The sequence below is a fragment of the Tardibacter chloracetimidivorans genome (genome assembly GCF_001890385.1).
GTDB classification, from domain to species: domain Bacteria; phylum Pseudomonadota; class Alphaproteobacteria; order Sphingomonadales; family Sphingomonadaceae; genus Tardibacter; species Tardibacter chloracetimidivorans.
The window spans coordinates 1,675,388-1,701,973 of record NZ_CP018221.1 but is presented as its reverse complement, the minus strand read 5'-3'; the positions used below and the strand labels follow the sequence as shown (position 1 = coordinate 1,701,973).

General features: G+C 60.8%; 19 protein-coding genes and 1 pseudogene. 10 read left to right on the top strand and 10 right to left on the bottom strand.

Annotated elements, in window-relative coordinates; all coding sequences use genetic code 11:
- Nucleotides 1-26 precede the first annotated feature (26 nt).
- A complete protein-coding gene (locus tag BSL82_RS08850) occupies nucleotides 27-2,390 on the top strand; it encodes a membrane-bound PQQ-dependent dehydrogenase, glucose/quinate/shikimate family (RefSeq protein ID WP_226998406.1) in 2,364 nt (787 codons plus the stop codon).
- 3 nt (nucleotides 2,391-2,393) lie between these two features.
- Here the strand turns inward: BSL82_RS08850 and BSL82_RS08845 are convergent, their stop codons facing one another.
- Complete coding sequence (locus tag BSL82_RS08845) at nucleotides 2,394-4,124, bottom strand: N-acyl-D-amino-acid deacylase family protein (RefSeq protein ID WP_072596961.1); 1,731 nt, start codon at nucleotides 4,122-4,124, stop codon at nucleotides 2,394-2,396.
- A 311-nt stretch (nucleotides 4,125-4,435) separates the two neighbouring features.
- On the opposite strand from BSL82_RS08845, the gene BSL82_RS08840 reads away from it, so the two are divergent.
- Genes BSL82_RS08840 through BSL82_RS08825 form a run of 4 tightly spaced genes read left to right on the top strand, consistent with a single transcriptional unit; the run spans nucleotide 4,436 to nucleotide 10,978 of the window.
- Entirely contained in the window at nucleotides 4,436-7,864 is a 3,429-nt protein-coding gene (locus BSL82_RS08840) for an indolepyruvate ferredoxin oxidoreductase family protein (protein ID WP_072596960.1), read from the top strand.
- Nucleotides 7,861-8,742: a crotonase/enoyl-CoA hydratase family protein gene (locus tag BSL82_RS08835; RefSeq protein ID WP_072596959.1), complete on the top strand. Its 882-nt coding sequence runs from the start codon at nucleotides 7,861-7,863 to the stop codon at nucleotides 8,740-8,742. The genes BSL82_RS08840 and BSL82_RS08835 overlap by 4 nt, the downstream gene beginning before the upstream one ends.
- 23 nt (nucleotides 8,743-8,765) lie before the next feature.
- Complete coding sequence (locus tag BSL82_RS08830) at nucleotides 8,766-10,106, top strand: cytochrome P450 (protein WP_072596958.1); 1,341 nt, start codon at nucleotides 8,766-8,768, stop codon at nucleotides 10,104-10,106.
- The gene (locus BSL82_RS08825) at nucleotides 10,103-10,978 is read left to right on the top strand and encodes an SDR family oxidoreductase (protein ID WP_072596957.1); all 876 of its coding nucleotides are present in this window, start codon (nucleotides 10,103-10,105) and stop codon (nucleotides 10,976-10,978) included. Before BSL82_RS08830 ends, BSL82_RS08825 begins: the two co-directional genes overlap by 4 nt.
- Before the next feature lie 34 nt (nucleotides 10,979-11,012).
- On the opposite strand, the gene BSL82_RS08820 is transcribed toward BSL82_RS08825, so the two are convergent.
- Nucleotides 11,013-12,206, bottom strand: a complete 1,194-nt coding sequence (locus BSL82_RS08820) for a phosphotransferase (RefSeq protein WP_083579123.1) — start codon at nucleotides 12,204-12,206, stop codon at nucleotides 11,013-11,015.
- Nucleotides 12,207-12,554: 348 nt separating this feature from the next.
- Here BSL82_RS08820 and BSL82_RS08815 point away from each other — a divergent pair, with 348 nt between their 5' ends.
- Both BSL82_RS08815 and BSL82_RS08810 read left to right on the top strand, forming a co-directional pair.
- Entirely contained in the window at nucleotides 12,555-13,577 is a 1,023-nt protein-coding gene (locus tag BSL82_RS08815) for an IS1595 family transposase (RefSeq protein ID WP_048575010.1), read from the top strand.
- A 26-nt stretch (nucleotides 13,578-13,603) separates the two neighbouring features.
- Nucleotides 13,604-14,371 (top strand): annotated as a pseudogene (locus BSL82_RS08810) (tyrosine-protein phosphatase); the annotation flags it as partial.
- Between the two features lie 22 nt (nucleotides 14,372-14,393).
- On the opposite strand, the gene BSL82_RS08805 reads toward BSL82_RS08810, so the two are convergent.
- Genes BSL82_RS08805 through BSL82_RS08790 form a run of 4 tightly spaced genes read right to left on the bottom strand, consistent with a single transcriptional unit; the run spans nucleotide 14,394 to nucleotide 19,063 of the window.
- Nucleotides 14,394-15,560: a lipid-transfer protein gene (locus BSL82_RS08805; RefSeq protein WP_072596953.1), complete on the bottom strand. Its 1,167-nt coding sequence runs from the start codon at nucleotides 15,558-15,560 to the stop codon at nucleotides 14,394-14,396.
- Nucleotides 15,557-15,976 carry a Zn-ribbon domain-containing OB-fold protein gene (locus BSL82_RS21405; protein ID WP_072596952.1) on the bottom strand — a complete coding sequence of 140 codons (420 nt, stop codon included), beginning with the start codon at nucleotides 15,974-15,976 and terminating at the stop codon, nucleotides 15,557-15,559. Before BSL82_RS21405 ends, BSL82_RS08805 begins: the two co-directional genes overlap by 4 nt.
- 8 nt (nucleotides 15,977-15,984) lie before the next feature.
- Complete coding sequence (locus BSL82_RS08795) at nucleotides 15,985-17,361, bottom strand: MFS transporter (RefSeq protein WP_072596951.1); 1,377 nt, start codon at nucleotides 17,359-17,361, stop codon at nucleotides 15,985-15,987.
- A 1-nt stretch (nucleotide 17,362) separates the two neighbouring features.
- A complete protein-coding gene (locus BSL82_RS08790; protein ID WP_072596950.1) occupies nucleotides 17,363-19,063 on the bottom strand; it encodes an N-acyl-D-amino-acid deacylase family protein in 1,701 nt (566 codons plus the stop codon).
- A 227-nt stretch (nucleotides 19,064-19,290) separates the two neighbouring features.
- On the opposite strand from BSL82_RS08790, the gene BSL82_RS08785 reads away from it, so the two are divergent.
- The 3 genes from BSL82_RS08785 (at nucleotide 19,291) to BSL82_RS08775 (ending at nucleotide 23,802) form a co-directional block, all read left to right on the top strand.
- Complete coding sequence (locus tag BSL82_RS08785) at nucleotides 19,291-21,249, top strand: flavin-containing monooxygenase (protein ID WP_072596949.1); 1,959 nt, start codon at nucleotides 19,291-19,293, stop codon at nucleotides 21,247-21,249.
- A gap of 1 nt (nucleotide 21,250) precedes the next feature.
- Entirely contained in the window at nucleotides 21,251-22,588 is a 1,338-nt protein-coding gene (locus tag BSL82_RS08780) for an MFS transporter (RefSeq protein WP_072596948.1), read from the top strand.
- Between the two features lie 431 nt (nucleotides 22,589-23,019).
- Nucleotides 23,020-23,802 carry an alpha/beta hydrolase gene (locus BSL82_RS08775; RefSeq protein ID WP_158010762.1) on the top strand — a complete coding sequence of 261 codons (783 nt, stop codon included), beginning with the start codon at nucleotides 23,020-23,022 and terminating at the stop codon, nucleotides 23,800-23,802.
- On the opposite strand, the gene BSL82_RS08770 is transcribed toward BSL82_RS08775, so the two are convergent.
- The 4 genes from BSL82_RS08770 to BSL82_RS08755 are packed head-to-tail and all read right to left on the bottom strand — an operon-like array spanning nucleotide 23,799 to nucleotide 26,585.
- On the bottom strand, nucleotides 23,799-24,161 hold the full coding sequence (locus BSL82_RS08770; RefSeq protein ID WP_072596947.1) for an EthD domain-containing protein: 363 nt from the start codon (nucleotides 24,159-24,161) through the stop codon (nucleotides 23,799-23,801). The two genes, BSL82_RS08775 and BSL82_RS08770, sit on opposite strands and share 4 nt — an antisense overlap.
- Complete coding sequence (locus BSL82_RS08765) at nucleotides 24,149-24,664, bottom strand: VOC family protein (RefSeq protein WP_158010760.1); 516 nt, start codon at nucleotides 24,662-24,664, stop codon at nucleotides 24,149-24,151. Before BSL82_RS08765 ends, BSL82_RS08770 begins: the two co-directional genes overlap by 13 nt.
- A gap of 4 nt (nucleotides 24,665-24,668) precedes the next feature.
- Nucleotides 24,669-25,778, bottom strand: a complete 1,110-nt coding sequence (locus BSL82_RS08760) for an NADH:flavin oxidoreductase (protein ID WP_072596945.1) — start codon at nucleotides 25,776-25,778, stop codon at nucleotides 24,669-24,671.
- A gap of 21 nt (nucleotides 25,779-25,799) precedes the next feature.
- A complete protein-coding gene (locus BSL82_RS08755; RefSeq protein ID WP_158010758.1) occupies nucleotides 25,800-26,585 on the bottom strand; it encodes a PhzF family phenazine biosynthesis protein in 786 nt (261 codons plus the stop codon).
- Nucleotide 26,586: the final 1 nt, after the last annotated feature.

The following is a 26,586-nucleotide window of genomic DNA, read 5'->3' as shown; positions in this document are numbered from 1 at the left end:
CGAAATACGCATTGCGGAGGGATGCGGTGAATAGAAGAACAGGTGCGGGCGGCGGCTCTCGCGCATTGAGCGAACTGGCATTTGCTGCGGTGACAGTGTTGTTGGGCACTGGGATGGCCTTGCCGGGAGCGCGTCTGCTCTGGCTGGGCGGTTCGCCCTATTATCTCGCAGCCGGTGTCCTGTTGATCGTCGCCGGTATCATGCTCTGGAAGCGGCGTAATGCGGGTGGTTGGCTGTTCCTGCTCATATGGCTCGCAACACTGTTGTGGGCCCTGTGGGAATCCGGCCTCGATGGATGGGCGTTGCTTCCCCGGCTGGGCCTGCTCACTGCAATGGGCATTCTCCTGATGTTGATCCGCCCACCCTTCAAAATCAGGGCGAAGCGTCTCGTCGTGGTAACCGGAACCGCCATTGTTCTTGGTACGGGTGCAGCCGTTTACCTATCAGGTACATCAGGGAATGCGTCCCTGGTAACGCCCGCGCGTCCGGTGGGCACAGTGAAGACGGATGGCGATTGGCGCCACATTGGCGGGACATTGGGCGCCGATCGTTTTTCGCCCCTCGATCAGATCACGCCTGCCAATGTCGAAAATCTGGAGGTTGTGTGGACGGCTCATCTGGGAATGCCGTCGGGCGAAATTACCGGCACCATCGAAGCCACGCCGCTGATGGTGGGCGAATCTCTCTATATCTGCACCATGGACAACAGGGTGCTGTCGCTGGATGCGGAAAACGGAAAGATCAGATGGTCGTTCGATCCGAAGATCGATCCAGCCGGCGTCGCCATGGGGGCGTGCAGAGGCGTTGCCTATCACAGGCAGGCAGGCGCTTCAGGCACATGTGCCGCGCGGATATTCGTAGCGACGCTGGATGCTCGAATGATAGCGGTGGACGCAGAAAGCGGTCAACGTTGCAACGGCTTCGGCGTGAACGGCGAGATCAGCCTCCTCCAAGGGATGGGCGACGTCCCCAAGGGATATTATTATCAGACATCTCCGCCAGCGGTGATCCGTAATCGCCTGGTTATTGGCGGGAGGGTGGCGGACGGCCAGTCGGTGAATGAACCTTCGGGTGTGATCCGAGCATTTGACGCGGTCACGGGCGAACTTGCCTGGGCATGGGACATTGGACGGCCTGAAAACAGGGGACTTCCGCCTGAGGGGGGAAGCTACACCCGTGGAACTCCCAACGCCTGGCCTCCCATTTCAGGCGATGAGCGACTGGGGCTGGCTTTTGTCCCGCTTGGCAACCCCACCCCCGATTATGTCATTTCTCATCGCTCCCCGGAAATGCGCGAATATGGAAGCGCCATTGTCGCGCTGGATGTCGAGACCGGTGAGGAACGCTGGCATTTTCAGACCACGCACCTGGATGTTTGGGATTATGATCTGCCGGCGCCTCCCACCCTCGTGGATTTCCCGACGGCTCAGGGGCTGCGCCCCGCACTGATCCAGCCGACAAAGCGCGGAGAATTTTTCGTGCTAGACCGGGAGACCGGAAAGCCGTTGGTCGAAACGGTGGAACGGGGCGTGCCGTCCGGCGCGGTTCCTGGCGAAACCTTGTCGCCTACGCAGCCCTATCCGGTGGGGATGCCCTCCATGGGAACGCCGTTTCTCACGGAGGCGCGCATGTGGGGCGTCACCATCTTTGACCAGCTATGGTGCCGGATCCGTTTCAAGGAAGCGCGCTATGAAGGTGACTTCACGCCGGTGGGAACCGATCCGACAATTGTGAGCCCCGGCTATTTCGGAGGGAGCAACTGGTCCGGAATAGCGGTTGACCCGGAACGGCATGTCATGGTCGCCAATGTCATGCATTTCCCGATGTACAATCGGCTGATCCCCCGCACGCAAGCCGATCCGGCAGTTTTTCAACCCGCCAGGGTGGGCAAGCACAAGATCAGCGGCGAGAACTGGGCGCAGGCCGGAACACCCTATGCCGTCCGAACCCAGCCCTTTGTCTCGCCCCTCGGCATCCCTTGCAATCAGCCGCCATATGCCGAGATCGCGGCGATCGATCTTGAAACGAGGAAGACATTATGGCGTCAACCGCTGGGGACGGCGCGGGATACCGGACCGTGGAATATCCCGTCCCATCTGCCCTTGATTGTCGGTGTTCCCGCCATGGGGGGCGCGCTTGTGACCCGTTCCGGACTGGTTTTCATCGCTGCCACGCAGGAGCGGGCTTTTCGCGCCTTTGATGTTCAGTCGGGACGCCTGCTCTGGAAGACGAGGCTTCCCGCGGGCGGACATGCAAATCCGATGACCTACCGGTCCCCGCGCAGCGGCCGCCAATTGGTCGTGATACCCGCCAGCGGCCACCCACGTTTTGGAAACGGCAGCGCCGATCTGCTGATCGCCTATGGGCTGCCCCTCCTTGGCGGGAAGTGAGTCTCAGGCGGCAGCGGAGGGGGCCGGCTGCGCGCCACGGACGACCCGCCCGGAAAAGACGCCTGTGGCGTTGTCATTGCGCCGGGTAAGCTCACCGTTCACAATGGTCGCGACATAGCCTGTGGCGGGCTGGTGCAGCCGCCTGCCGCCGGCCGGAAGGTCGGCCACCATCTCCGGCGCGTGAAGGGTGAGTGCGGCGTGGTCGATGAGGTTTATGTCGGCCTTGTAACCGGGCATGATCCGGCCGCGGTCATGCAAGCCGACAGCGTCTGCCGTTTCCGACGACAAGGCGCGGACCGCCTCTTCAATCGTCAGCCCGTCCGTCGCTCGATCGCGCGCCCAATATGTGAGCATGAATGTTGGCAGGCTGGCGTCGCAAATGACGCCGCAATGCGCGCCGCCGTCCCCCAGCCCGAGCACGGTTCGCGGATGGCGCATCATGGCAAGCGCGGCGTCCAGATTGCCGTCGTTGTAGTTCGCGCGCGGAAGGAGAATCACATTTCGCCCCTCGCGCTTCAGCAACATATCATAGGCAACCGCCTGGGCGCTTGAGCCTTCACGTGCGGCGATTGCCGCGATGCTCTGATCCAGGGGCGGCTGATAATCAGGCGTCTCCCCCAGTTCGAACATCCACTCGAACCGGACGAGATGCGCGAGAAAAGGCAGTCCGTTATCGATGGGTTGTTCGGCCAGTATGCGGGCGCGACGTTCCGGTTGCCGCATGGCATTCACGCGCTCTTCGAGTGGCAGCGACGCGATCTCCATATAGGCTGGATGGAAGGAAAACGGATGGAAAGAGAGGTCCAGCCCGAGCAACATCCCGACCGGCCGCCCAAATACCTGCGCGCTGATCGGCACTTCGGCGCTGGACGCTTCATCCAGCTTTTCGAGCATGCGTTTCCAGACATGAGGATGATTGAGCGGCTGCAGAAGCGAAAAGCTGATTGGCCTGCCTGATCGGGTTGCGACGCGGCGAAGCAGGTCGAAATCTTCGTCCACCCCCTCTTCGTCCAGATCCATCACGGCCTGAAAGATGCCACGCCGTTCATCCCGCAACACCTCAGCCAGTGCATGAAGCTCGGCCTCGGTGACATCGTGGGACGGGATTAACTCGCCTTCCGGCGTGCGGTGAACAATGGTTCGAGAGGTCGCGATGCCCATGGCGCCGTGCTGCAGCGCCTCACGCAGCAAAGTCTGCATTTGCACCAGGTCCCCCGGCCGCGCGGGTTCCCTGTTCGCGCCGCGTTCCCCCATGGCATATACGCGCAGGGCTGAATGGGGCACATAGGCGGCGATATCCATGTCGTGGGGAATGGCCGCCACTGCATCCAGATATTCTGGAAAACTCTCCCAATTCCATTGCAAGCCCTCGGTCATCACGACTTCGGGGATGTCTTCAACCCCTTCCATCAACTGGATCAGCCTTTCCCTGTCGGATGGCCGGCATGGCGCAAAGCCGATGCCGCAATTCCCCATTACGACGGTGGTCACGCCGTGCGCCGATGACGGGCTGAGCGTGTTGCTCCAGGTCGCCTGGCCGTCATAGTGGGTATGGATATCGACAAATCCCGGTGTGACGAGAAGCCCCTCAGCGTCCAGTTCCTGACGGCCCGCGGACAGGGGCGATTTGCTTACGCTCTCAATCCGGCCTGCGACAACTCCGACATCGGCCGTGAACGCGGGTTGCCCAGTGCCATCGACCACCGTTCCGTTTCTGATGACAAGGTCGAACATGGTGGCGCACTCCCGGCATATGGATGACCGGTGATGCACGGTGCCGCGCCGCCTTCTCAAGAATAACCGGGCGCCCTGCTTTCAGAGTCTCGGCTCTATTCCCCTCCGGGCAAGGGCGCTTCCCGGCTGGCAGCACCCTGTTCGTCCAGTGGCCTTCACCCCGCACGCATAGGCTCTTGTTTGGAAACGCAGCTAATCCGCAACGCACTGGCGTCGGTCGCAGGCCTCATTACACATTAGCCTCAAGCCAGGGTCCGAAGTGGCCTTCGGATCGGCGCGGCCGATCCCTTTTAGACGTTCTGGAGTGACGAGTGACGGCGAACCCAATCAGCATCCGAGGCGAGGCGGAAATCCTTTCGGGCACCCAGGCGCTCGTCCGCGGCATCATTGCGCAGGCAGAGGATGACCGCCGCAAGGGGTGGAACACCGCCGGTTTCGTTTCCGGCTATCGAGGCTCGCCCTTCGGCAATGTCGATCTTGAACTCTGGCAGATGGAGGAGGCGCTCAAGGCGCATTCCATCTTGTTTCAGCCGGGCCTGAACGAGGATATGGCGGCGACGGCCTGTTGGGGCACCCAGCAGGTGCCGCTGATGGAAAATCCGCGTTACGATGGCGTATTCGCCTTCTGGTACGGAAAAGGGCCGGGGGTCGACCGGTCGGGCGATCCCTTCAAACATGGCAATCTCGCCGGCACCTCGCCCAAGGGTGGCGTGGTCCTTCTGGCGGGCGACGATCATGGGGCGAAGTCGTCGAGCACTGCGCACCAGTCAGAACATGCGTTCGTTGCCGCCTCCATCCCGGTTTTCAATCCAAGCTCGATAGAGGAATATTTCGACTACATTCCGACAGCGGTCGCCATGTCGCGCTTCGCCGGAACATGGATCGGGTTCAAATGCGCGACGGAGATTGTCGAGGCATCCGCCGTATTGCCATTGGAGCGTTCGCCGCGTTCGCTTGCACTGCCGGAGGTGGAATCCCCAGCCGGCGGCTATCACATCTCCAACCAGTTTGCGCCGCTGGCTCAGGAAGAAAGTCTCTATCGTTACCGGCTGCCTGCGGCGCGCGCGTTTCTAGCGGCGAACGGTTTTGACCGGGTGACGCTCGATTCCCCACGCCGCTCCCTTGGTATTGTTGCGCCGGGCAAGGCGCATGTGGACGTTCAGGAGGCCCTTCGGGTCCTGGGATTGAATGCGGAGCGTTCAGCAGAGCTGGGCATCAGAATCCTGAAGCCGATGGTGACATGGCCGTTGGACCCGGTCGCATCGCGCGCCTTCGTCGAGGGGCACCGCGAAGTCATCGTCGTTGAGGAAAAGCGCTCGCTCGTCGAATGGCAGCTCGCTCAGATGTTGTTGGCTGTGCCCGATGCCTTGCGGCCCGCGCTGTCGGGCAAGACAACGCCGGAAGGCCGTCCCTTGCTTCCGGAATATGGTGAACTGAGCGCAGCCAACGTCGCGCTTGCGCTGGCTGACCGGTTGGAAGCGGCCGGATTGCTGGACGCGCCGCTGCGCGAGGCGCGGGAGCGTGTAAGTGCCGAGCTTGCGCAAGCGAGAGGCGTTGGCCCTACAGCCCGTGCGCCGATGTTCTGTTCCGGTTGCCCGCATAACCGTTCGACACGTGTTCCTGAGGGAAGCGAGGCTCTGGGCGGCATCGGCTGCCACGGCATGGCCATGTGGATACCGGAACTGCGGACCCGGCCGTCCACCCATATGGGGGGCGAGGGAGGAAGCTGGCTGGGAATCGCCCCGTTCGGCGGTCCTCGCCACATATTCCAGAATATGGGTGACGGCACCTACGCCCATTCCGGTCTGCTCGCCATACGCGCGGCAATCGCCGCGAACGTCAACATCACCTACAAGATTCTGTGCAACTCCGCCGTCGCAATGACGGGCGGGCAACCGGTCGAGGGATCGCCCGATGCGGGCGCGATTGCTCGCCAGACGTTGGCGGAAGGCGCGCGCAAGGTCGTGCTGGTCAGTGAAGACCCTGAAGCCTTCACGGGCATGCCGCACGAAATAGAGGTGCATCACCGCGACGAACTGATGCGTATACAGCGCGAGTTGCGTGACATCGAAGGCGTGACGGTCCTTGTTTACGATCAAGGCTGCGCGGCGGAGCGAAGGCGGCTACGAAAAAAAGGAGAATATCCCGACCTTCCGATCCGCACTTTCATCAACAGCGATGTCTGCGAAGGCTGTGGGGACTGCAATCGCAAGTCGAGTTGCGTCAGCGTATTGCCGTTGGAGACCGAACTTGGTGTCAAGCGCCAGATAGACCAGGAAAGCTGCAACAAGGACTATACCTGCATCGAGGGTTTTTGCCCTTCGTTCATCACTGTCACCGGCGGACAGCTCAGAAAAGGTGCAGCGAAAACAGATCTTGTCGAAGACCTTGGACAGCGCCTTCAGACCCCTGAGTTGGCGGCTCTCAAGGCCGACACCTTCAACATCGTCCTGGCCGGCATTGGCGGAACCGGGATCATCACCCTTGGCGCGACGCTCGCCCGCGCCGCCTGGCTCGAAGGCCAGCAGGTGCTCACCTTCGACGTCACCGGGGTATCGCAGAAAAATGGCGCTGTGTTCAGCCATGTGCGTTTTCTCGGTACCGGGCGCGAAGAGGATTTTCGGCCACGGGTGCCTCGGGAGCAGCTCGATCTTTTGATCGGTTGCGACGCCATAGCGGCGACGGCTTCCGAGGTGGTGCAGCTTCTGGCGCCCGGGCGGACCCATGCGGTCCTCAACGCAGAGGTTGTTCCAACTGCGGCATTTCAGCGAGACCCCGGTTTTGACACCTCTTTCCAGCGTTTTGATCGCGTGATCGGCGATGTGCTGGGTGCGGATGCGGTCGGTCGCGCCAATCCCGGCCCCGGCGTCTTGCGAATCCTCGGGTCCGGTCCGCTGCTCAACATCTTCATGTTGGGATTCGCCTGTCAGCAGGGACTGCTGCCGCTAAAGATGGAATCGCTGGAGCGCGCCTTTACCGAAGGCCGGGGCGGCAATTCAAACCTGCTCGCGTTCCGCATGGGGCGGATGGCGGCGCAGGACCCTGCAACGCTTGACGAATTGACTGGTGCGGAAACTCCGCCGGTTCCACTCGCGGATCTGCCGCTGGAAGATGTGATACGCCGCTGCCGTGAACTGCTCACGACCTATCAGAACGCCGCTTACGCGGATCGCTATGAACGGTTTGTTCGCAAGGTGGCGGCACAGGATCCGCAGGGCGACTTTACCCATGCGGTTGCACTAAACCTGTTCAAGCTCATGCGTTACAAGGATGAATATGAGGTCGCGAGGCTTCATGCGTCCAAGGACGTGCGGCGTCGGCTCGACAGGCTGTTCGAAGGGTCGTATCGCCTTAATTACCATCTGGCGCCGCCATTGCTCTCATTTCGCAAGAACGATGCTGGTGAACCAAAGAAGATCCGTTTCGGCGGATGGATGCGCCACGCATTCAGCTTGCTTCGTCACTTCAAGTTCTTGCGTGGGACGTGGTTTGATCCCTTTGGCTTGAGCGCCGACCGAAAGCTGGAACGTAAATTGATCTCCGATTACGAAGAGTGGATCGAAGATATTCTCCCCCGCCTCGAAGACGTCGATTATGAAACCGCCGTTGCGATTGCGGCCTTGCCCGACGAGATACGCGGCTATGGGCCGGTAAAGGAGCGCAGCGTCGAGGCCGCTCGGGAAAAGCAGCGGGAGCTGTTTGCCGCCTGTGAACCGGCTCGAGAAGAGAAGGCCGCATGAGCCGGACGTTCGAGACGATCAAGCTTGATGTGGAGGGCGGCGTCGCCACGATCACTCTCGCGCGTCCAGAGCGAATGAATGCGATAAACGCGACGATGACGCTGGAACTGATAAGCGCGCTCGACATCGTCGACAAGGATGACGAGGTCAGGGCCATCATTCTTACGGGCGAGGGAGAAAAGGCGTTTTGCGCCGGCGCCGACATTTCCGGCGGCGCTGCGACATTCGACTATGCAAAGCGTGACCCCGGCATTCGCGCGGAGGCGGAACGTGGCGGCACCTATCGGGACAGCGGTGGCAGGGTAGCGCTGCGCATCTACAATTCGCTGAAGCCGGTGATAGGCGCGATCAACGGTGCGGCAGTCGGTGCGGGCGCCACGATACCGCTTGCGTGCGACATCAGACTTGCATCCGACACGGCGCGCTTCGGATTTCCGTTCGTCAGGCGGGGCATTGTTCCGGAATCGGCATCAAGCTGGTTTTTGCCTCGCATCGTAGGCATCTCCACCGCGCTGGAGTGGGTCCTTTCCGGGCGTTTGATAAGTGCCGCAGAGGCCCGGGAGCGGCGGCTTGTACGATCCGTCCATTCGCCCGCCGACTTGCTGCCGGCGGCACGAGAACTGGCGACAGAGATCGTCGCCAATGCAGCTCCGGTTTCCGTGGCGCTGACGAGGCAGATGTTATGGCGGATGCAGGGCAGCCCTCATCCGATGGAGGCGCATCGCCTCGATAGCCGCCTCGTCCAGGCGCTGGGCGCATCGGACGATGCGCGCGAAGGTATCAACGCATTTTTGGAGAAGCGTTCGCCCCATTTCCGGCAGCGGGTATCGACCGACCTGCCGGAGGGTTTCCCGTGGTGGACGGAAGAGCAATTCTGAGGATCAAGCAAAGGAAGGCGGATATGGCGACGGATACCCAAGGCAAATGCCCGGTCGCGGGCATCGATATCAACGAATTGATGTCCCGCGAGTTCGCGACCTGTCCTTATCCCAAGTTTGCCGAGCTTCAGGCCGATGCGCCCGTTCATCAGGTCGGCGACAAGCCGTGGTATCTGGTGACCCGTCATGACGAGTGCATGCGTGTCTTGCTGGACCCGGAACACTTTTCCAGCGAACATGACGAATTCGGACCCGCGCTGAAGGCGATCGGAATAGCGCCGACGCCGGAACAGGTGCAGCGGATGCAAGAGCTTGGCGGCAATCGTGGCAATATGGTTGATGTCATTCCTCACCGCGACCCGCCAGTTCACACGCGGCAGCGCAAGGTCATCACCAAGGCGGTGACGGCTCGTTTCCGGCGGTGGGAAGAGTTCATCGAACACCAGTCCGCAAAGCTGCTGGACCGGCTGCAGGGCCGCAACGAAGCGGATCTGATCGCCGAAGGTGCGGCGCCGCTGCCGATTGCCGTCATCGCCGATATTCTGGGGATACCCGATGAGTATCTGCCGAAGATAAAGCAGTGGTCCGATGATTCCAGCCAGACCTCGGGGCGCTTCGCAAGCGACGAAGACTGGATGAATCTTGCCAAGGCCATGTCGGAACAGCGCGCCATGTTCGCGTCCGAAGTCCGAAAGCGCCTGCAAAACCCGTCCGACGATCTCATCGGCAGGATCGCGGCGATGACACGGGAAGCCGTCGATGAGGAAACGGGCGAGGGACCGCTCGATTTCGACGAAGGTGTGGAACTGCTCACGCTGGCGATGTTGGGCGGTAATGAAACCACGACGCAGTTGATCGGCGCGGCCATGTTCTATCTAGCCACAGAGCCGGGTCTTCTCGATCGCGTCCGTGCAGACCCGGCCATCATTCCGGGGATCGTGGAAGAATCCCTGCGTCTGACCGCGCCGGTCTTCACGATGATGAGGTTCTGCAAGAAGGACGCCGACATCGGTGGTGTGTCGATCCCGGCAGGGTCCATCGTTTCGGTGTGCTTCAATCAGGCCAACCGCGATCCTTCCATTTTCCCGGAACCGGACAAGTTCAACGCCGATCGCACCAATACGCGGCGGCATCTGTCCTTCGGCCAGGGGATACATGTCTGCCCCGGCGCGCAACTGGCCCGTCTTGAAACCAGAATCTGGATCCAACGTCTCGCCGAGCGGATCAAGCACATGGAACTCGCTGGTCCCGAGGCCGTTCGCTACGATCTTGCGAGCCTGGCGGTACGCGGCATGACAAGTCTGCGCGTTCACTACGAGCTTTTCGATCGCGCGCGGACAGGGCAGGTTGGAGAAGCGGCGTGAGCCTGGACCTGCTGGGCTACAGGGGCAAGACGGTTGCAATCACGGGTGCCGCGACCGGCATGGGGCGAGAGGCGGCCGAACTGCTGATCGCCCTGGGCGCGCAAGTTCATGCAATGGATATCGCGCCGATCGACCTTGAGGTTGCTCAGGCGCTTTCCGTCGATCTTTCCGATCCGGTGTCGATCGACGCGGCAGTCGCAAAGCTGCCGGAGCAGGTTGATTGTGTGTTCGGCTGTGCGGGAATATCCGCCATGTACCTCGGCCGAACCTTCAGTCCGGTCCACGTGAACCTCGTCAACTTCGTGGGCGCGCGGCACCTTGTGGAAAGCCTTGTGCCACGGATACCGAGGGGTGGCGCCATTGCGCTTATCGCCTCGATGAGCGGCAGCGCCTGGCGCGATAATCTTGCGAAGATCGATGAACTGCTCGCCACGCCCGATTTCGCCTCGGCAAAAAAATGGCTTGAGGCCCATGTCGATGATCCGGCGGTGCTGGGCGGCGATCCCCGCCTGAACATGAACTACCGCTTCTCCAAGGAGGCGCTGGTTGCATATATGAAGCGGCAGACCTGGCCGCTTGCCGAACGACATATACGCATCAACACCCTGAGCCCCGGACTCACGGTAACGCCGATGATGTCGTCGTTCGATGCGATTTCCCAAACCGGCGACCCCGATCTCAAGGTGATCTGGCCGGCCGTGGGGCGTCCCTCAAATCCGCGAGAGCAGGCCGAAGCCTTGCTGTTCCTGAACAGCGAGATGGCGCGGTACATAAGCGGCGTCGATCTTCTCTCCGACTACGGTTATCGGGTTAGAGAGCAGTTGGGAATGCCGACCGCGATCGAAGAGATAAAGCAGCTCCAAAGGGCCTGAACGATCCTCAAGCCCTCCAGGGTTGGGGGTGGGTTCAGAGCACCTCTTCCATCGCGCTGATCGAGTCCAGGTCCACCATGGCCTGGCCCATGCGTTCAAGATTGGCGAGTGATATGTGATTGGGCTGCATATCGGGTTGCAGCACTCCGGCGCCGATCGTCGTCAACCAGAAGTAGAGCGGGTGAAAGGTCTGACGCCGATATTCAGCCCAGATTTCCTCGTCGCTCGGCAATTCCTTGACGCCCCCATTTGCGAGTTGTTCACGATAGCGCTTCAGGAGATCGCGCTCCCAGTTCCGCCGGTCCTCAATCTGGAGCGCGGACAGCAGCATGTAGGTAAGGTCTGCGCTCCAGTGACCAAAGCGCATGCTCCAGTCGGTCAAGCCCATTCGCCCGTCGGGGGTAATATACCAGTTGCCGATATGCATGTCATAGTGGGTCAGTACGTGCGCGCGTCGCTCCAGCCGTTTGATGGACGCCATGTGCAGACGCCATAGCTTGTCGCGGTCAACCCTGGTCAGAGCTTCCGGCAACACTGCCGCCGCCCTGTCAAGCCCCACCGCGCCGCGCTTTGCAAAAGGAAGCGCACGAACGTTGATGAGTTCCTGATAGCGTAGTGTCGAGGGCAGCGCGCGGCTGGAACGCAGTTCCGGGCTGTTCCAGGTGGCGGACTGATAGCCGGCCAAGAGGTCGATCATGCCTTCGGCTTGTTCGCGGGTGATATAATGGGACGGGTCCAAGAACTTGGTGCCTGCAACCGCCATGTTGGGGAAGATGATAAGCATCCGGCCCGTTTGACGATCAAAACCGGCATATATCGCGGTCGGCGCCTCGACGGGGAGCGTCTGGCGCATCGTCTGGTAGAAGCGCACCTCGCTTTCGCCGCGCGTGGTGAGCGTGTTCATCATCCGCGTGCGCATTGCAGACGCAGACTTCACGAACAGATCGGTCGGAAGCCCGGCCGCGGTTCCGGCGTCGTTATAGCTTACCCGAAGGGCGCGACGCGTGTTGGTTCCGTCACTGCCGCCAGTCACCTCAATACTGGTGATTTCCGCACCGGGCGTGCCGCCGCAAAGGACTGCGTTCAGCCATTCGGGCGACAACCTTGCCGCAGAAGCGGGTACTTTTCCGGGGTCGGTGGGACAGTAACGCGTCAGCTCTTCCCAAACGACTTGGCTGCCGAACCTTAAGACGCCGCTGCCTCTCCAGAATTTTCCCGCCAGATCCATTATCCACTCCCAAATCTTTCACGTCGGTTGTCCAAGACCTCTTGCCTCCTGTCACCAGTGCCGACGGCATTCTGCATGTCCGGGCAAAGTCCATTGCATTTGGGGACCGCGGCGAAAGTTGGTTCGATGGCACAGATGAGCCGTCAACGAAAATGGGCAGGCGAATGTCGGAACAGCCGTCAAGTGGCAGCGATCTCGAAAGGCGTCATATACGGCTGCCGGGTACATCCAATCCGTGCCTATCCGCTTGACGCATACACCCACTACATCTAGTGGCTGCCTTGTGGCGCGCGCCTGACTTTTCCTGCGGCTTGGTGCCACCCAAAGCGGTTGTAAAGGGTGGGGATTGTGGACGTTCTTGACCGCGACAAGCTGCCGTTCCCGAAATCCCTCCCCGAGTTCCAGCGGCTTTTCCCGGATGATGGCGCTTGCGCGTCCTGGCTTGAAAAAGCTCGCTGGCCTGATGGATTTGCGTGCCCACGCTGTGGCGTCGTCGGCGATCCGTTTCGTTTCACCACTCGGCCTGTCATCCTGATGTGCCGCTCGTGTCGCCGTCAGACCGGCCTGATGGTCGGCACGGCCATGGAACGAAGCCACATCCCGCTCAGCGTGTGGTTCTGGGCCGCTTACCTGGTTGCGAGTCAGACGACCGGCATATCTGCCGTCCAGTTGCAGCGCCAGCTTGGCCTGACCCGGTACGAGACGGCCTTTGGCCTGCTCCATAAACTGCGCGCCGCGATGGTGCGCCCCGATCAGGATCGGATCGGCGGGCAGAGCGGTCAGCATGTCGAGGTCGATGAGACCTGGATCGGCGGGCGAACGCGCGGCGAAGGCCGGGGAACCCACCACAAAACGCTGGTGGTCGCCGCCGTCGAAGTTCGTCACCGGGAGCCTGGCACTGGCCAGGACCGCCGCCGGAACGGACGCTATGCCGGAAGGGTTCGATTGGCCATCGGTGCAGACCGCAGTGCCGGTGCCCTTGGTGGCTTTGTACAGAGCGCGGTCGAGCCGGGAACGCTGGTCATCACCGATGATTGGAGCGGCTATAGCGGGTTGCAGGGCGGCGGTTACGACCATCACGCCATCGCCCAGTGTGGCGACCCGGAGGTGTCCGAAGAGTTCCTGCCCATCGTCCATCTGGTGTTCTCAAACCTCAAAGCGTGGCTCAACGGCATCCACCACGGCGTCAGCACCAAGCATCTGCAAGCCTACCTCAACGAGTTCACTTTCCGCTTCAATCGCCGCTTCTACCCGTTCAACGCCTTCCGATCCCTCCTCGGGATCGCCAGTGATATCGAGGCGCCGACCTTTGCCGAACTCTACTCAGGCCAATGGACCCACCATACCATATCTAGTGGGTGTATGCCTTAAGCGGATAGGCACGATCCAATCTTCGTGACCTTGGGGGTTATCCGGGCGCGGGTGGCCGCAGCGTGCGCTGGGGCCGTCTCTATCGTTCAGGCGCGATGCCAAAGCTGGACGAAGCGGACTGGCAATGGATGCATGAGCGCGAAATTGCGGTCGTATGCGATTTACGCTCGGCGGCGGAGAGGGAGCTTGCGCCGACGCGGTGGCAGGGGCCGAAGGGCACCCGTCATATCCATGCCGATTATGACGCAGCCCTGATTTACGGGAGGCGCTTTGTCCCACCGCGGCCGGGAGCAGCCGTCAACGACCTGCATCAAAGTCTGTATGCGTTGTTCGTCGACCTTCTGGCGCCGGCATTCAAGGAAATATTTGCTGCGCTTCTGGATGATCAGGCGCCGATCATCTTTCATTGTTCCGCAGGCCAGGATCGAACCGGGCTGGCTGCCGGATTGCTGCTCAGCCTGCTGGGCGTGGACCGGCATATCATCTACGCCGATTATCTGCTTTCCACAAAATGCCGTCGGTTCGAGAATGAACTTGACCGCAGGGGTGTGGCGGAGTTCGCCGAGACAAACCTCGTCGCCAGATTTTTCACCGATGCCATCCGCGAAAACGGGATAAATGCGGTTCGTCCTCCGCGCCTCGTGGACGATAACGGCAATGCCCTGCTCCAGTTGGCGTTCGACGAGATTGAAGGCCGTTTCGGCAGCATTGAGGAATATGCGCGACGGCGGCTGGAGATCGAGCCGGACGATATCGAGCGGCTTCGGGATAAGTATCTCGATCCGCAAGGGTGAACATTGATCCGATTGGATCAGCCTAATCCAGCCCCAGGATCACCCCGCTTGTCGGCACCCCGCTGGCGCCCGTCACCAGAACGTTCTCCACGCCTGGCTGCTGGTTGGCGGCCGTCCCGCGCAACTGGCGCACAGCCTCCCCAATTCCATTCAGGCCGTGGATATAGGCTTCGGCCAGCAATCCTCCATGAGGATTTACGGGAAGATCGCCGCCAACCTCAATATTGCCGTTCTTTATGAACTCCCTGGCTTCGCCCGGTTCGCAGAAGCCATAGGCTTCCAGCGACGGCAACACCGTTGGGGCGAAATGATCATAGAGAATGGCGACGTCGATATCTTTCGGTGTCAGGCCCGCTTGGCTGTAGAGTTGGCGCGCCACGATTGCGCCTTCGCGGGGCACTATGTCCTCCCGCCAATAAGAGCCAAGGCCGAAGCTGTTCTTCGGCAGGCCCTGTGCCGCCGCCTTGATCCGGACAGGCTTGTTTCTGAGCCTGGCGGCGCGCGCGGCGCTGGTGACCACTATGGCCACCGCGCCGTCGCTTTCCTGGCAGCAGTCCAGCAGACGCAAGGGATCGGCGATCATCGGCGCGCGGAAATAGTCCTCGCGGGTGATCGGCTTTCCATAGAAAAATGCGTTCGGATTTGTGGCGGCATGTTTGCGCGCGGCAACGGCGATGGTGGCGAAATCCTCTTCAGTGGCGCCTGTTTGGTGCATGTAGCGGCGCATCGACATTGCGATGAGAGCGGCGGGGGTGCGGAGGCCCTGCGCGCCAAGAAAGGCGAAGAGCAGATTGGCGCTGGTCGGCACGCTGGGGGACATGGGCACTCCGAAACGATATTCGGAACGCTCGTTCATGGCCCGGTAGCAAACGACCGTTTCCGCCATGCCGGCGGAGACAGCAAGCATCGCCTGCTGCAGCGGGCCGCATGCCGCGCCGCCACCTCCTGTGGTGCGTGCATAGAAGCGCATTTCGTGAGAGCCGAGCAATTGGAAAATCTCATGCTCGCTGTTGTTGTCCATGGTGTAGGTGGCAAAGCCGTCCACCTCGGCGGCGTCTATGCCCGCATCTTCCAACGCAGCAAGGATCGCTTCCAGCGCAAGCTGCAGTTCGCTTCGTCCCGAGCATTTCGAGAATTCGGTTGCGCCATAGCCCACGATGGCGGCGCCGGACCCGGTTGCTGCATTCACGGGCGCGCTCCATCGGTCAGGACAAAGCGATACCCGGCCACGCCGTTGCGGTCGATGAAACGGGTGTCAATCTTGGCACCGATGCGTATCCGGGTCGGATCGGTGCCGTCCATAGGGCCGACCATGCGGATGGACTCATCCATCTCCACCAGCGCCACGGGCAAAGGTGTCTCAAACCCCGCCAGCGCGGGATGGTGGTGGACTGTGTAACTATAGATCACGCCCGTCCCCGAAAGCGGTCGTGGCGACCAGGAGAAGGAATGGCATTCCGGGCAGGCGGGACCCGGTGGACAGCGCATCGCGCCGCATTCCCCGCACTGTTGCACAAGCAAACGACTCTGAGCCAAGCCCTCATAGAAAAAATCGAAATCTCTGTTGGATAGAGGCTTGAAGGGCTGGTCTTTCGGCTCTCCCATGACTGTGACTAACGTATTGGGGAGGGTAGCGCCGATGGTGCGGAGCTGGCCCTTTCCCGCGCATTGCCTTCAAACGCCACGGCCTGTCGCCACACGACGAAGCCGGCAACGACTCCAAGCACGCAGGCGGAGCCAAGGGTGAGCGCCATCGCCTCCCCCAGCGCCATCGGATCCTTGAAGACACGGTCGGTCAGAACGCCGATGAAGACCGGCCCAAGGCTCCCGGGCGTGGCATATATCAGGGCGCTAACCGCCGCCAGCCGCCCACGCATTCTGTTGGGCGCAATCAACTGCATTGGCGTGAGGATCGCGCCGTGCGCGGCAGCGTACATCAGGAGAACTCCACCAAGCGCTATGATGGCGACCTGTTTCGACCCCAGGGTCATGGCAAGCACCAATGGGGTGAGCACCGCCATGAATGCGATCATGACAAGCATAAGATGCTGGAGCGCGCGATCCGGCGTACAGCGTCCGCCAAGCCAGGCGGCGAGAGCCGTGCCCGGGACGGACGTGAGCAGGTACAGCGGCCCCATGATGACGCCCACCTCGACCGGCGACATGCCATGCACCCGGATGAGCAAGGTCGGCGGCCATGCGTACAGGGAATAGCCGATCATCGAAATGCAGCCGGCGAACAGACAATAGCTCAAAATGAAGCGGCGTCTTTCCCAGAAGAAGGTCCAGAAGGACTCGGGGCTTGCCTGCTCCTTCACCAGTTCCCGCCGCGGCGGTTCTTTCAGGAAGAAGAACAGCCCCACGGCAACAAGCAGGCTGAGCCCTGCCATTCCCATGAACAGGCCGCGCCAGACTTCGAATGTACCGATGATCGGGAAGGGCTGGCCTTGCATCGGGGTTAGCCAGGCGATCATCCAGCCGCTCAGCAGCATGGCGGTTCCGTTCCCGAAATAGCCGCCGTTCATGAACACCGCCGCGGCCCGACCAACCTTGTGGCGGGGAAACAGATCGCCAATCACCGACATCGCGGCCATCGGCACGACGGCCTCCGCGATAGCGAGACCGATTCGTCCGACCACCAGTTCGACAAAGCTCGTGGCGAATCCGCAATACAGCGTGGCCAGCGACCAGATCACCATGCAGGCGAGAAGGACCCGCGTCCGGTTGAAGTGATCAATCAGGTACGACATCGGTACAGCGGCAACCATCAGCACGCTGCTGAATAGAATGCCTTGGAGCAGGCCGATTTCAGTGTCGCCGATGCCGAGGCTGTGTTGCACCGGATCGACGACGATGGTCAGCACCTGGCGGTCGATATATGAAACAATATAGACCAGCATGAACGCCAGCACCGCACCCCAGCGCGATGCGACCGTGCCGGTGGGACGGTGATCCGCTTCCGGGGTGTCGGAGGTCGGGATGTAAGCCAACTTAGCCTCTCTTTCCGCGCACGAGCTTTCCGGGGAGAGCACCTGTTGCCTCGCCGTTGCGGTAGGTGATTTCGCCGGAAACGATAGTCGCGACAAACCCATGGGCAGACTGGTTTAGCCGCCCTCCGCCCGCAGGCAGATCCCAGCTCATTTTGGGAGGCCGCAGTCTCAACCTGACAAAGTCGATAAGGTTGACGTCAGCCTTGGCTCCCGCTGCCAGCCGTCCGCGGTCGAACATGCCCACGGCTTCGGCGGTCCCGCTTGTAAGCGACCGGACGACTTCCCCCAAGGGCAGGCGCTCTCCCGGTCTGTCCCGGCCCCAGTGGGTCAGCATCCAGGTCGGAAAACTTGCATCGCAGATGAGCCCTGAGTGCGCTCCACCATCGCCCAGGCCAAGCACCGTATTGGGACTTTTCATCATCTCCAGCGCGGCATCCAGCGTGCCGTCTGCAAAGTTCGACATGGGTGCGTAGATGATTCCATCACCACTTTCAGCGGTCCCCATCAGGAGTTCATAGGCCCAGATCGCGGGCGCTTCCCCGGCTCTTGCGGCAAGGGCGGCGATGCTGGCGTCCGCCGATGGTTCGTAATCCACCGGATCTTCAAGGGGGAAGAGCTTGTCGAACGGCCGCACCGGCTCGGCGGTTTCCATCTCGGCGATCAACTGGCGACGGGTTTCGAGGTCTCGTAAAGCGGCCAGCCTCTCCTGAACGCTTAAATCAGCGAGGCGAGACTTCCACAAGGCGCAGTTCTGAAATGGGTTCATGCTCAGGTGAAAGCCGAGCAAAAGACCTATAGGACGGCCGCAGACCTGCCCACGGATTTCCATCCCCTGCCTGTTGGACTCCTCAATCCGATCCAGCACGCCGCGCCATCTGGAGGGGGCATTTTCCTTTTGCATCAGCGATATGGAAAGCGGACGTCCAGAGGCGCGGGACATGGCTCGCATCAGTTCGAACTCTGAGTCCAGATTATCGAAGTCCGATATCGCCTCGATGACACCATGACCGGCCTTCCCTATCTCCCGGGCGATGCCCGTCAGTTCGTCGGCTGAAGCCGTGAGGCTGGGAATAAACTCCCCATCGCTGCTCTTGTGGGCGATGGTTCTGGATGTGGAAAAGCCGATCGCTCCGGCCTCGATCGCCTCCCGAGCAATTCGGCCCATCTCCGCTATGTCTTCAGGTGTCGAGGCCTCCCGCTGGGCTCCTCGCTCTCCCATAACAAACACCCGGAGCGGTGCATGGGGAACTTGCGCCGCGACATCCATGTCGAAGCTGCGCCTTTCCAGCCGATCAAGATATTCCGGGAAGCTGACCCAGTTCCAAGGCAAGCCTTCATGCAGCACCGGACCGGGCAGATCTTCGACGCCTTCCATCAGGCGTATCAGCCGGTCCCGATCGTCCGGTTTGCAGGGAGCAAAGCCCACCCCGCAATTTCCCATGACCACCGTGGTTACGCCGTGAGCGGACGACGGTTCCAGCCGGCTTCCCCAAGTGGCATGCCCATCGTAATGGGTGTGGATATCGACAAACCCCGGTGTAACGAGGAGGCCTTGGGCATTGATCTCTTCCTCCGCCGACCAGCCGTCCAGATCATCGACTGCCACGATCTTGCCGCCGGAGATTGCGACATCCGCAACAAAGGGCTCTTCACCGCTGCCGTCGGCGATCATTCCCCCCTTTATCAGCATGTCTGCTTTCATGACCTCTCCTGCCGGCGTCGAACCGTCGAGACGACGCTAGGGCGGACCGTGTCTGTGCTGAATGACTGTGTCGGCAACTGCGCTGCATCCATCCCGCATCGGGAGATCGGGGTTGAAGTGCGGGTTCGATCAACTGCACGTTCTTCGACAAGCATTTCGCTCGGCCGCCCGGTCCAATAGCCGTTTCAAGGGGCGCCAGCGCTTGGCGCGCCGACGGAGGGCGATTGGTGGACCGTGCGCTAGACGAAGCCTTGGTGAACTCTGGATCGGCATCCGAGCTGAATGACGATGCAGGCTCGGCGGCGTTCATCAGCCGCGCCGTTTCCCTCGCTCATCCAAACGCGCTTCGCATAGCTCTTTACCAGGCGACGGGCGACCCAGACCTTCTGGCCATGAAACTGGATACCCAGCCGGTCTGGGGCGGAACATATTTTCAGCCCGTGCTGACCGACGACGATAAGCAGCTATTGCGAGAAAAGGCGGTCGCCTTCCTTACCCGATCGTGCCGAACGGAGCCGAAAGTGCCCGACGACGTGGAGTTGCGCCGCCTGATGGAGGCCTTCAACCAGGGGCCGGTCAGCGATTTTACTTTTCAGATGGGAAAGGAGGAACTGAGCTTCGAGGCATTCCCGCGCGGCGTTGACTGGCAGAACGAGCCATCAGAGTCAGTGAAAGCCGCCTTTCCGGTTATCATCATCGGGGCAGGGGCGGCGGGTCTCACCGCTGCTGTCCAGCTTCAACGATTGGGCATAGGCTTTACGGTCATCGATCGGAACGACGGAGTGGGAGGGACATGGCACACCAATGACTATCCGGATTCGCGGGTCGACATCGCCAGCCATAATTATCAGCTCTCGTACATGCGCAACTATCCCTGGGGGCACTGGTTCGCGACCCAGCCGGAGCTGAAAGCCTATTTGAACGAGGTTGCCGACCGGTTTGATCTTCGCGGGAACATCCGTCTGAAGACGGAGGCAGTCGAAGCGGGGTGGGACGAGGATTCCGCGTCATGGCAGGTGCGGATTCGCCGGCCTGACGGAGTTGAAGAAGTTCTGACCGGCCGAGCGCTCATCAGCGCGGCGGGGCTGTTCAATCAGCCGAACCTGCCCGACATTCCGGGAATTGAGAGCTTTTCCGGCCCGATGTTCCATTCGACGAACTGGGAGCAGGGTTACGACTGGACCGGCAAAAAGATCGCTCAGATCGGTGTCGGGTCGACAGGCGCCCAGCTCGCGCCGCGGCTGGCCCGCGACGCGGAAAGCCTGACCATCTACCAGCGATCCCCGCAGTTCGTGGGAAAGCGGGACGGTTACCGTGATCCTGTCGGCGAGGAGCATCAATGGCTTTTCGATAACATGCCATATTACTGGAACTGGTTCTGTTTTGCCCTGTTTCATATGACTTTTGACGTTGACGGGCTGCAGAATTACGACCGCGAATGGCAGAAGGCCGGCGGCAAGGTGAGCGAACGCAATGATAATCTGCGCGCCCATCTCCAGGCTTATATTCGAGAAAAGGTGGGGCATCGGCCCGATCTTCTGAGGAAGGTGCAGGCCGACTATCCTCCGCTCGCCCGCCGCCTGATTGCGGATAATGGCTGGTATGACGCATTGCTTCGCGACAATGTCGAACTGGTGACGGACGCCATCGAGCGCATTACCCCCAATGCAATCCTCACCGCTGACGGACAGGAGCGGCCGTGTGACCTGATCGTCCTTTGCTCCGGCTTCAAGACAGAGCGTTATCTCTGGCCGGTGCGCTACGAAGGCCGCGACGGCTTGACGCTAGAAGAGGCGTGGGAACGGGATGGCGCGAGAGCCTATCTCGGCATCACCGTACCGGGCTTTCCCAATTTCTTCATTGCTTATGGGCCGAATGGGCAGGCGCGCGCCGGCGGGCTGATGGGGTGGTTGGAAATCTGGGTGCGCTATGCGGTCGCCTCGATCGTGCGCATGATCGAAAGCGATATCGCTTCAATTTCATGCCGCCAAGAGGTCCATGATGCATATAACGAACGAATGGACCGGGCTCTGGAAGACTGTACCTGGACCGCCCCCGAAGCGAAATCCTACTACATCAACGAGCATGGTCGGCAGAACACCAACATGCCGTGGTTGCCCGGCGAATATTATGACTGGGTGAAAGATCCGGATTTCGCGGACTATGAAATCCGCTGGCGGAAATGAGATGAGCGTTGCGCAATCAGGCGGAATGACTCCGGTGGCGGCCGGAGAACCGGCCCGACAAACGGGACGCTGGCTTCCAATCGTTCTCCTTTTCCTGTTCATCTACGTCATTTCCTATATCGACCGGCAGATACTGAGCCTGGTCGTGCAGCCCGTAAAAGCCAGCCTCGGTCTCAGCGACTTTCAGATCGGGTTGCTGCAGGGATTGGCGTTCACCCTGGTGCTTGCGATAGCAGCCGTGCTTGCATCGCCGTTGATCGATCGCGGCAATCGTGCGCGCTTGGTTGCCGGCTGCATGATCGTTTGGTGCGCGATGACCGTGCTTTGCGGTTTTGCGCAGAATTTCCACATGTTGCTGCTTGCGCGGACAGGCCTTGCGATTTCAGAGGCCATTGTGCCGATGGCTGTGATGTCAATGATCTGCGACATTGCACCCAAGACGTCCGTGCCGCGCGCCTCGGCGCTGTTCATGGCCGCGCCTTACGTCGGATCAGGCATAGCGTTGCTGGCCGGTGGGCCGCTCCTGGCACTTATGGCCCCATTTGACGGACAGTCGGCGCCGCTGATTGGGATATTCGAACCGTGGCGGGGGCTTTTCTTGCTGCTCGGACTACCGGGTATCGCGATCGGCGTGCTGTTGTTCCTGTTCTTGCGGGATCCGCAGCGCAGGTCCGCTGAAGACGGCTCGGATCCTTCCAGTTCGGTGATACCGTTTCTGAAGCAGAACGCCGGCTTTCTGGGGCCAATGCTGCTTGCAAACTCGATGCTGAATCTCATCAGCTATACGATCTATGCCTGGTCTCCCACCTTCATGATCCGCGCCCATGGCATGTCGGTGTCGACGGCGGGCGTCACCGTTGGTTCGGTATTCGTGGTTGCGGGGATCGGCGGCTGTATCTTCGGAAGTTGGGCGATGAGCCGTAGCCGGGATGGGCGTGCGCTGAGCCATGTCGTCAAGACGATCGGTCTGACCTTTGCCTGCCTTGCGCCGCCACTGGTCGCATTTCCGCTCGTCCCCAGTGCCGATCTTGCGCTGGTGTTTCTTGCAATCGCATTTTTCCTGATGGCGGCCGGTCTTTCGTCCATCATGACTCCGGTTGCGTTATTCGCGCCCGCCGGCGTGCGCGGGCGAGCGCTGGCGGCGGCGGGGCTGTGTCACGCTGGCCTTGGTGGGCTCGGGCCGCTCGCGGTGGGCGGCGTCAACGATTTCGTCTTCGGTTCACCGGAGCGGATTGGCGATTCGCTCGCCATCTGCCTGGTGGTTGCCCTGGTCATCGGACTTGGATTAATGCCGCGTGTCGTCGGACTTGCAAAGCGGATTGACCGTCCTTCGCGGTAAATATCCGATCATTTCGCTTATTGCATTATTAGATCGGCGAGGCGGAAGTCCGCGGAATCTGGCCTGCCAAATCAAAGCGGAATGCACGCCTGGCCAATTCTACGGGATGGACGAGATCCGCTTCAGGCTTGACTATGGCATTAATGTTTCATCGTTCGGCGGGATGGCGGCTCGCCCCATTCGGAGAACCCAGCGTGGGAATTGGCGACGTTTTGGTCACGGGTAAGCGAGTCTTGTATCAGCCTGCCCATAGAATCGCCCGGCACAAAGCTGCGGAACGCCCCTCGCTGGATACGGATATCAAGGCGTTTCTGGACTTCTCCGCCGCGACCGGGCGTCCACCGAGTTACGCTCTCCCTTATGAAGAGGCCAGGCAGGCCGTGCGAGACGCCAGCCCGCAGCTATGCCTGCCGGGGCCGGAGATGGCCTCTGTGGACGACCTGTTTGTCGCGGGCGCTGGCGGCGATATCGCCATAAGGTTGTACACTCCGCTTGATCTCGTCCGTCCAGCGCCACTGCTCATCTTCTTCCATGGCGGCGGCTTCGTATATTGCGACCTCGACACGCACGACGCTTTGTGCCGTTCCCTGGCGCAGAGCGGGCGGTGCAACGTCGCCTCGGTCGATTATCGCCTTGCACCCGAATACGGCTTTCCCGCTGCGCCTGACGATGCAATCACCGCGACGAAATGGCTGGTCGCCAATGCGCATCGACTCGAAATAGCGTCGCACAAGATAGCGGTCGGCGGTGATAGCGCGGGGGGCAATCTGGCCGCAGGGGTTTCACAGGTCGTGCCCGGCCTCGCGGGCCAGCTTTTGATCTATCCGTGGCTCGACATGCGGATGCGGCATCGGTCACATTATGTGAACGGGAGCGGATATATGCTTACCCGCGCGGCGCTCCTCTGGTTCCGCAGCCATTATCTCACCGACCTTAGCCAACGTAACAATCCTAGAGCCTCCCCGATATTGACAAATTTGCTGGCCGGCCTCCCGCGAGCGTTCATCCTCGCGGCGGGTTATGACCCCCTCAGGGATGAAGCCACCGATTATGCGCGGCGCCTGAGCGAAGCGGGCGTCCCGGTGTGCTATTCTGAATACGCCGGGCAGATACACGGTTTTGCCATGATGAATCGTATCACTTCGGGCGCTGACCTCGCTGTTCAGGAGATCGGAGAGTGGCTTGTGGATCTGTGGGAGACGCAGGCCGATTAGGCGAGTTCTTCAGAGACGATCATCAGTGTCTGCTCGCGTTCCAGAAATTCGGCTTCATCGGCGGTAAACAGCGGGTTGATCTCGGGATCATTGAATATTCGGTTCATTTCCGCCAGGTCACTTTCGTTTTCCAGCCACATTTCAGCAATCGCATCATATTCAATATCCGAAGTCCGCAGATGGACCTGCCGGCCGCTGGGATTGAACAGCGCGGATTGCGGATAATTTCGTCTGTAGCCTTTCAGAAGATGTCCGACGTGACGCAGGGTGAGCGGAACGTGACTTTGCTCATAATGCCTGCGGAAATCGGCAGGAGACATGCCCGATCGCCGTTTAAGCATAAATATCAGCTTAACCATGATTTCACCGTGTCGTTCTTGGGGACATTCGCAAACTGCTCCACCAACACCGGGCAGATGCGAATAAATTCACAATAATGTCCGAGAAGTGGACGTGTATCGACATAGGACACGTCGAAACGCGCCGGATTGGATCCGCGCCACACTATGGGCAGCTTTCTCCGTTCAAGTTCCTTCTCCAGCGCATTCCATGTTTCGTGATCCGGCACCGCCAAGCCCACATGGTTGAATACACATCTGCGCGATTCCGCAGGCGGCAGGTCATCGACATAAACCGGAGCAGTCTTGTCCCTCAAAGGTTCGATGATTTCGATCATCAGCTCGCCGGCCCAGGCCATTGCGATCCGGGCGCCAAATGGGGAATGTCCGTTGGCCGCGGCGCCCACCGGGCTGATCCGAAAGCGCTCTATGCCCAGTTCGCCAAATCGTGCAACGGCGCTTTCCAGGTCGTCCGTGACATAACCGAACTGAAAAATCGCGGCATAATCCTTGAAGATGCCCACCAATTTAGTGCAGCCGTTCACGGTGAAGGATTGAATAGTCCTTCAGTTCATCCGCCCGGCCTTCGCGGATTTTACCTGGCCATTCCGGATCGGCGAGCAAGGCCCTGCCGACGGCCACCAGATCAAAATCGCCGCGGTCCATCCGCCGCACGAGATCGTCAATGCGTGCCAGATCCGCCTTTATGACACTGCGATCCTGGTGCGTGCTCAAGAATTCCGTGGCGAGACCCACCGAGCCGACCGTAATGGTCGGGCGTCCGGTGACCTTCTTTACCCATCCGGCAAGGTTCAGGTCGGACCCGCCGAACTCCGGGGTCCAAAAGCGACGCTGGGAACAATCGAAAATATCAACACCTGCGTCGGCCAGGGGGCCGAGCCACTGCTCAAGTTCGGCAGGCCCAGTTGCTAACTTCGCATCATAATCTTGCTGCTTCCACTGGGAAATGCGCAGTAAGATCGGAAAATCATCGCCCACTGCAGCGCGGGTCGCCCGCACCACTTCTGCTGCAAATCGACTGCGTTCGGCCACGGTCGCACCACCCCAGCGATCTGAGCGAAGATTGGATGTTTCCCAGAAAAATTGATCGAAAAGATAGCCGTGCGCGGCGTGAAACTGCGTGGCGGAAAACCCCAGCCTCTTTGCAGACACCGATGCCGAGGCGAAGGCGGCAACGGTATCGGCGATATCCTCTTCCGTCATGGCCCGGCCATGCTCCATCGTCGCCGAGAAACGGCCCGAGGGGCTCTCCGGCTCTCCGGTCAGGTCACCGACGTGGTGGGATTGACGGGGAGCGGCTCCGACGTGCCAGAGTTGGGGGGCAATGCTGACGCCAGCGGCACTCACCTCGCGGACCACATGCCGCCATCCGGCAAGCGGTTCGTCTCCGTGAAACTTGGGGATGTGGGTGGCGTCCACGGCCGCTGGCCGGTCGATGGCGGCGCCTTCCGTAATGATGAGGCCGACTCCTCCCTCGGCACGGCGGCGATAATAGGCAGCGACTTCGGCGGTCGGAATTCCCCGGGGGGAAAACGACCGGGTCATTGGCGCCATCACGATCCGGTTGCGAATGCTCAGGCTTTTGCAGGTGAACGGAGTGAACAGGGGAGAGGTCATCGAACCCGGCCGACCGCGATATCAGGGAAGAACGACATGACCTTCCCCCATAAGGATCAGCTGTCCGCCGACGCGAATGGCCTCATCGCCCAATGTCACCGAAATCAGAGAGGGACGGCCGATCCTCTCGCCCTGCCGAAGCGAGACGGCCTTTGACGTGCCGAAATCGCGATGCATCAGCATGCCGAGCGTGCCGGCCACGGCGCCGCAGGCGGGATCTTCCGCCACTCCATGGGCGGGACCGAACATGCGGGCCTCGATCTCGCTTTCGGCGCGGCGGCAGACCGCCCCAACCAGGGCAGGACCAAATCGGGTGGCGGGGTGCATCAATATGTCGTGGCGCGGGGTGAAATCCCCGGGATCGTCCTTGGTTACGGCGACAACATAGGTGTTGGATGCGACCACGGCCTTGACGATTTTCTCGACGCTCTTCAGTCCCAGCCCTTCGATCAGATCGCGGTCTTCAATCTCCTCGATGATGGGCGACGGTTGCTCCATCCAGGCCATTTCACCCGCGACCTCGATATTGGCCACGGCGCCCGATGTTGTCTGAATCCATTTGCCTTGGCCCATCACCCAGGCGGCGGCAAGTGAGGGCGATCCCGCATAGCCGACCTCGCGCTCGGGCGTGAACAATCGCATCCGGTACGCCCCGTCGCCGGTCCGTACAGGAAAGACTGTACATGACTGGTTCAGTTGCGTGGCGACGGCCTGCATCACCGAACCGTCAGGCTCATCAAGCGCGATGCAGACCGGATTGCCGGTGAAGGGTCTTGGCGCGCAGCTGTTTACAACGAGGTAGCGCATG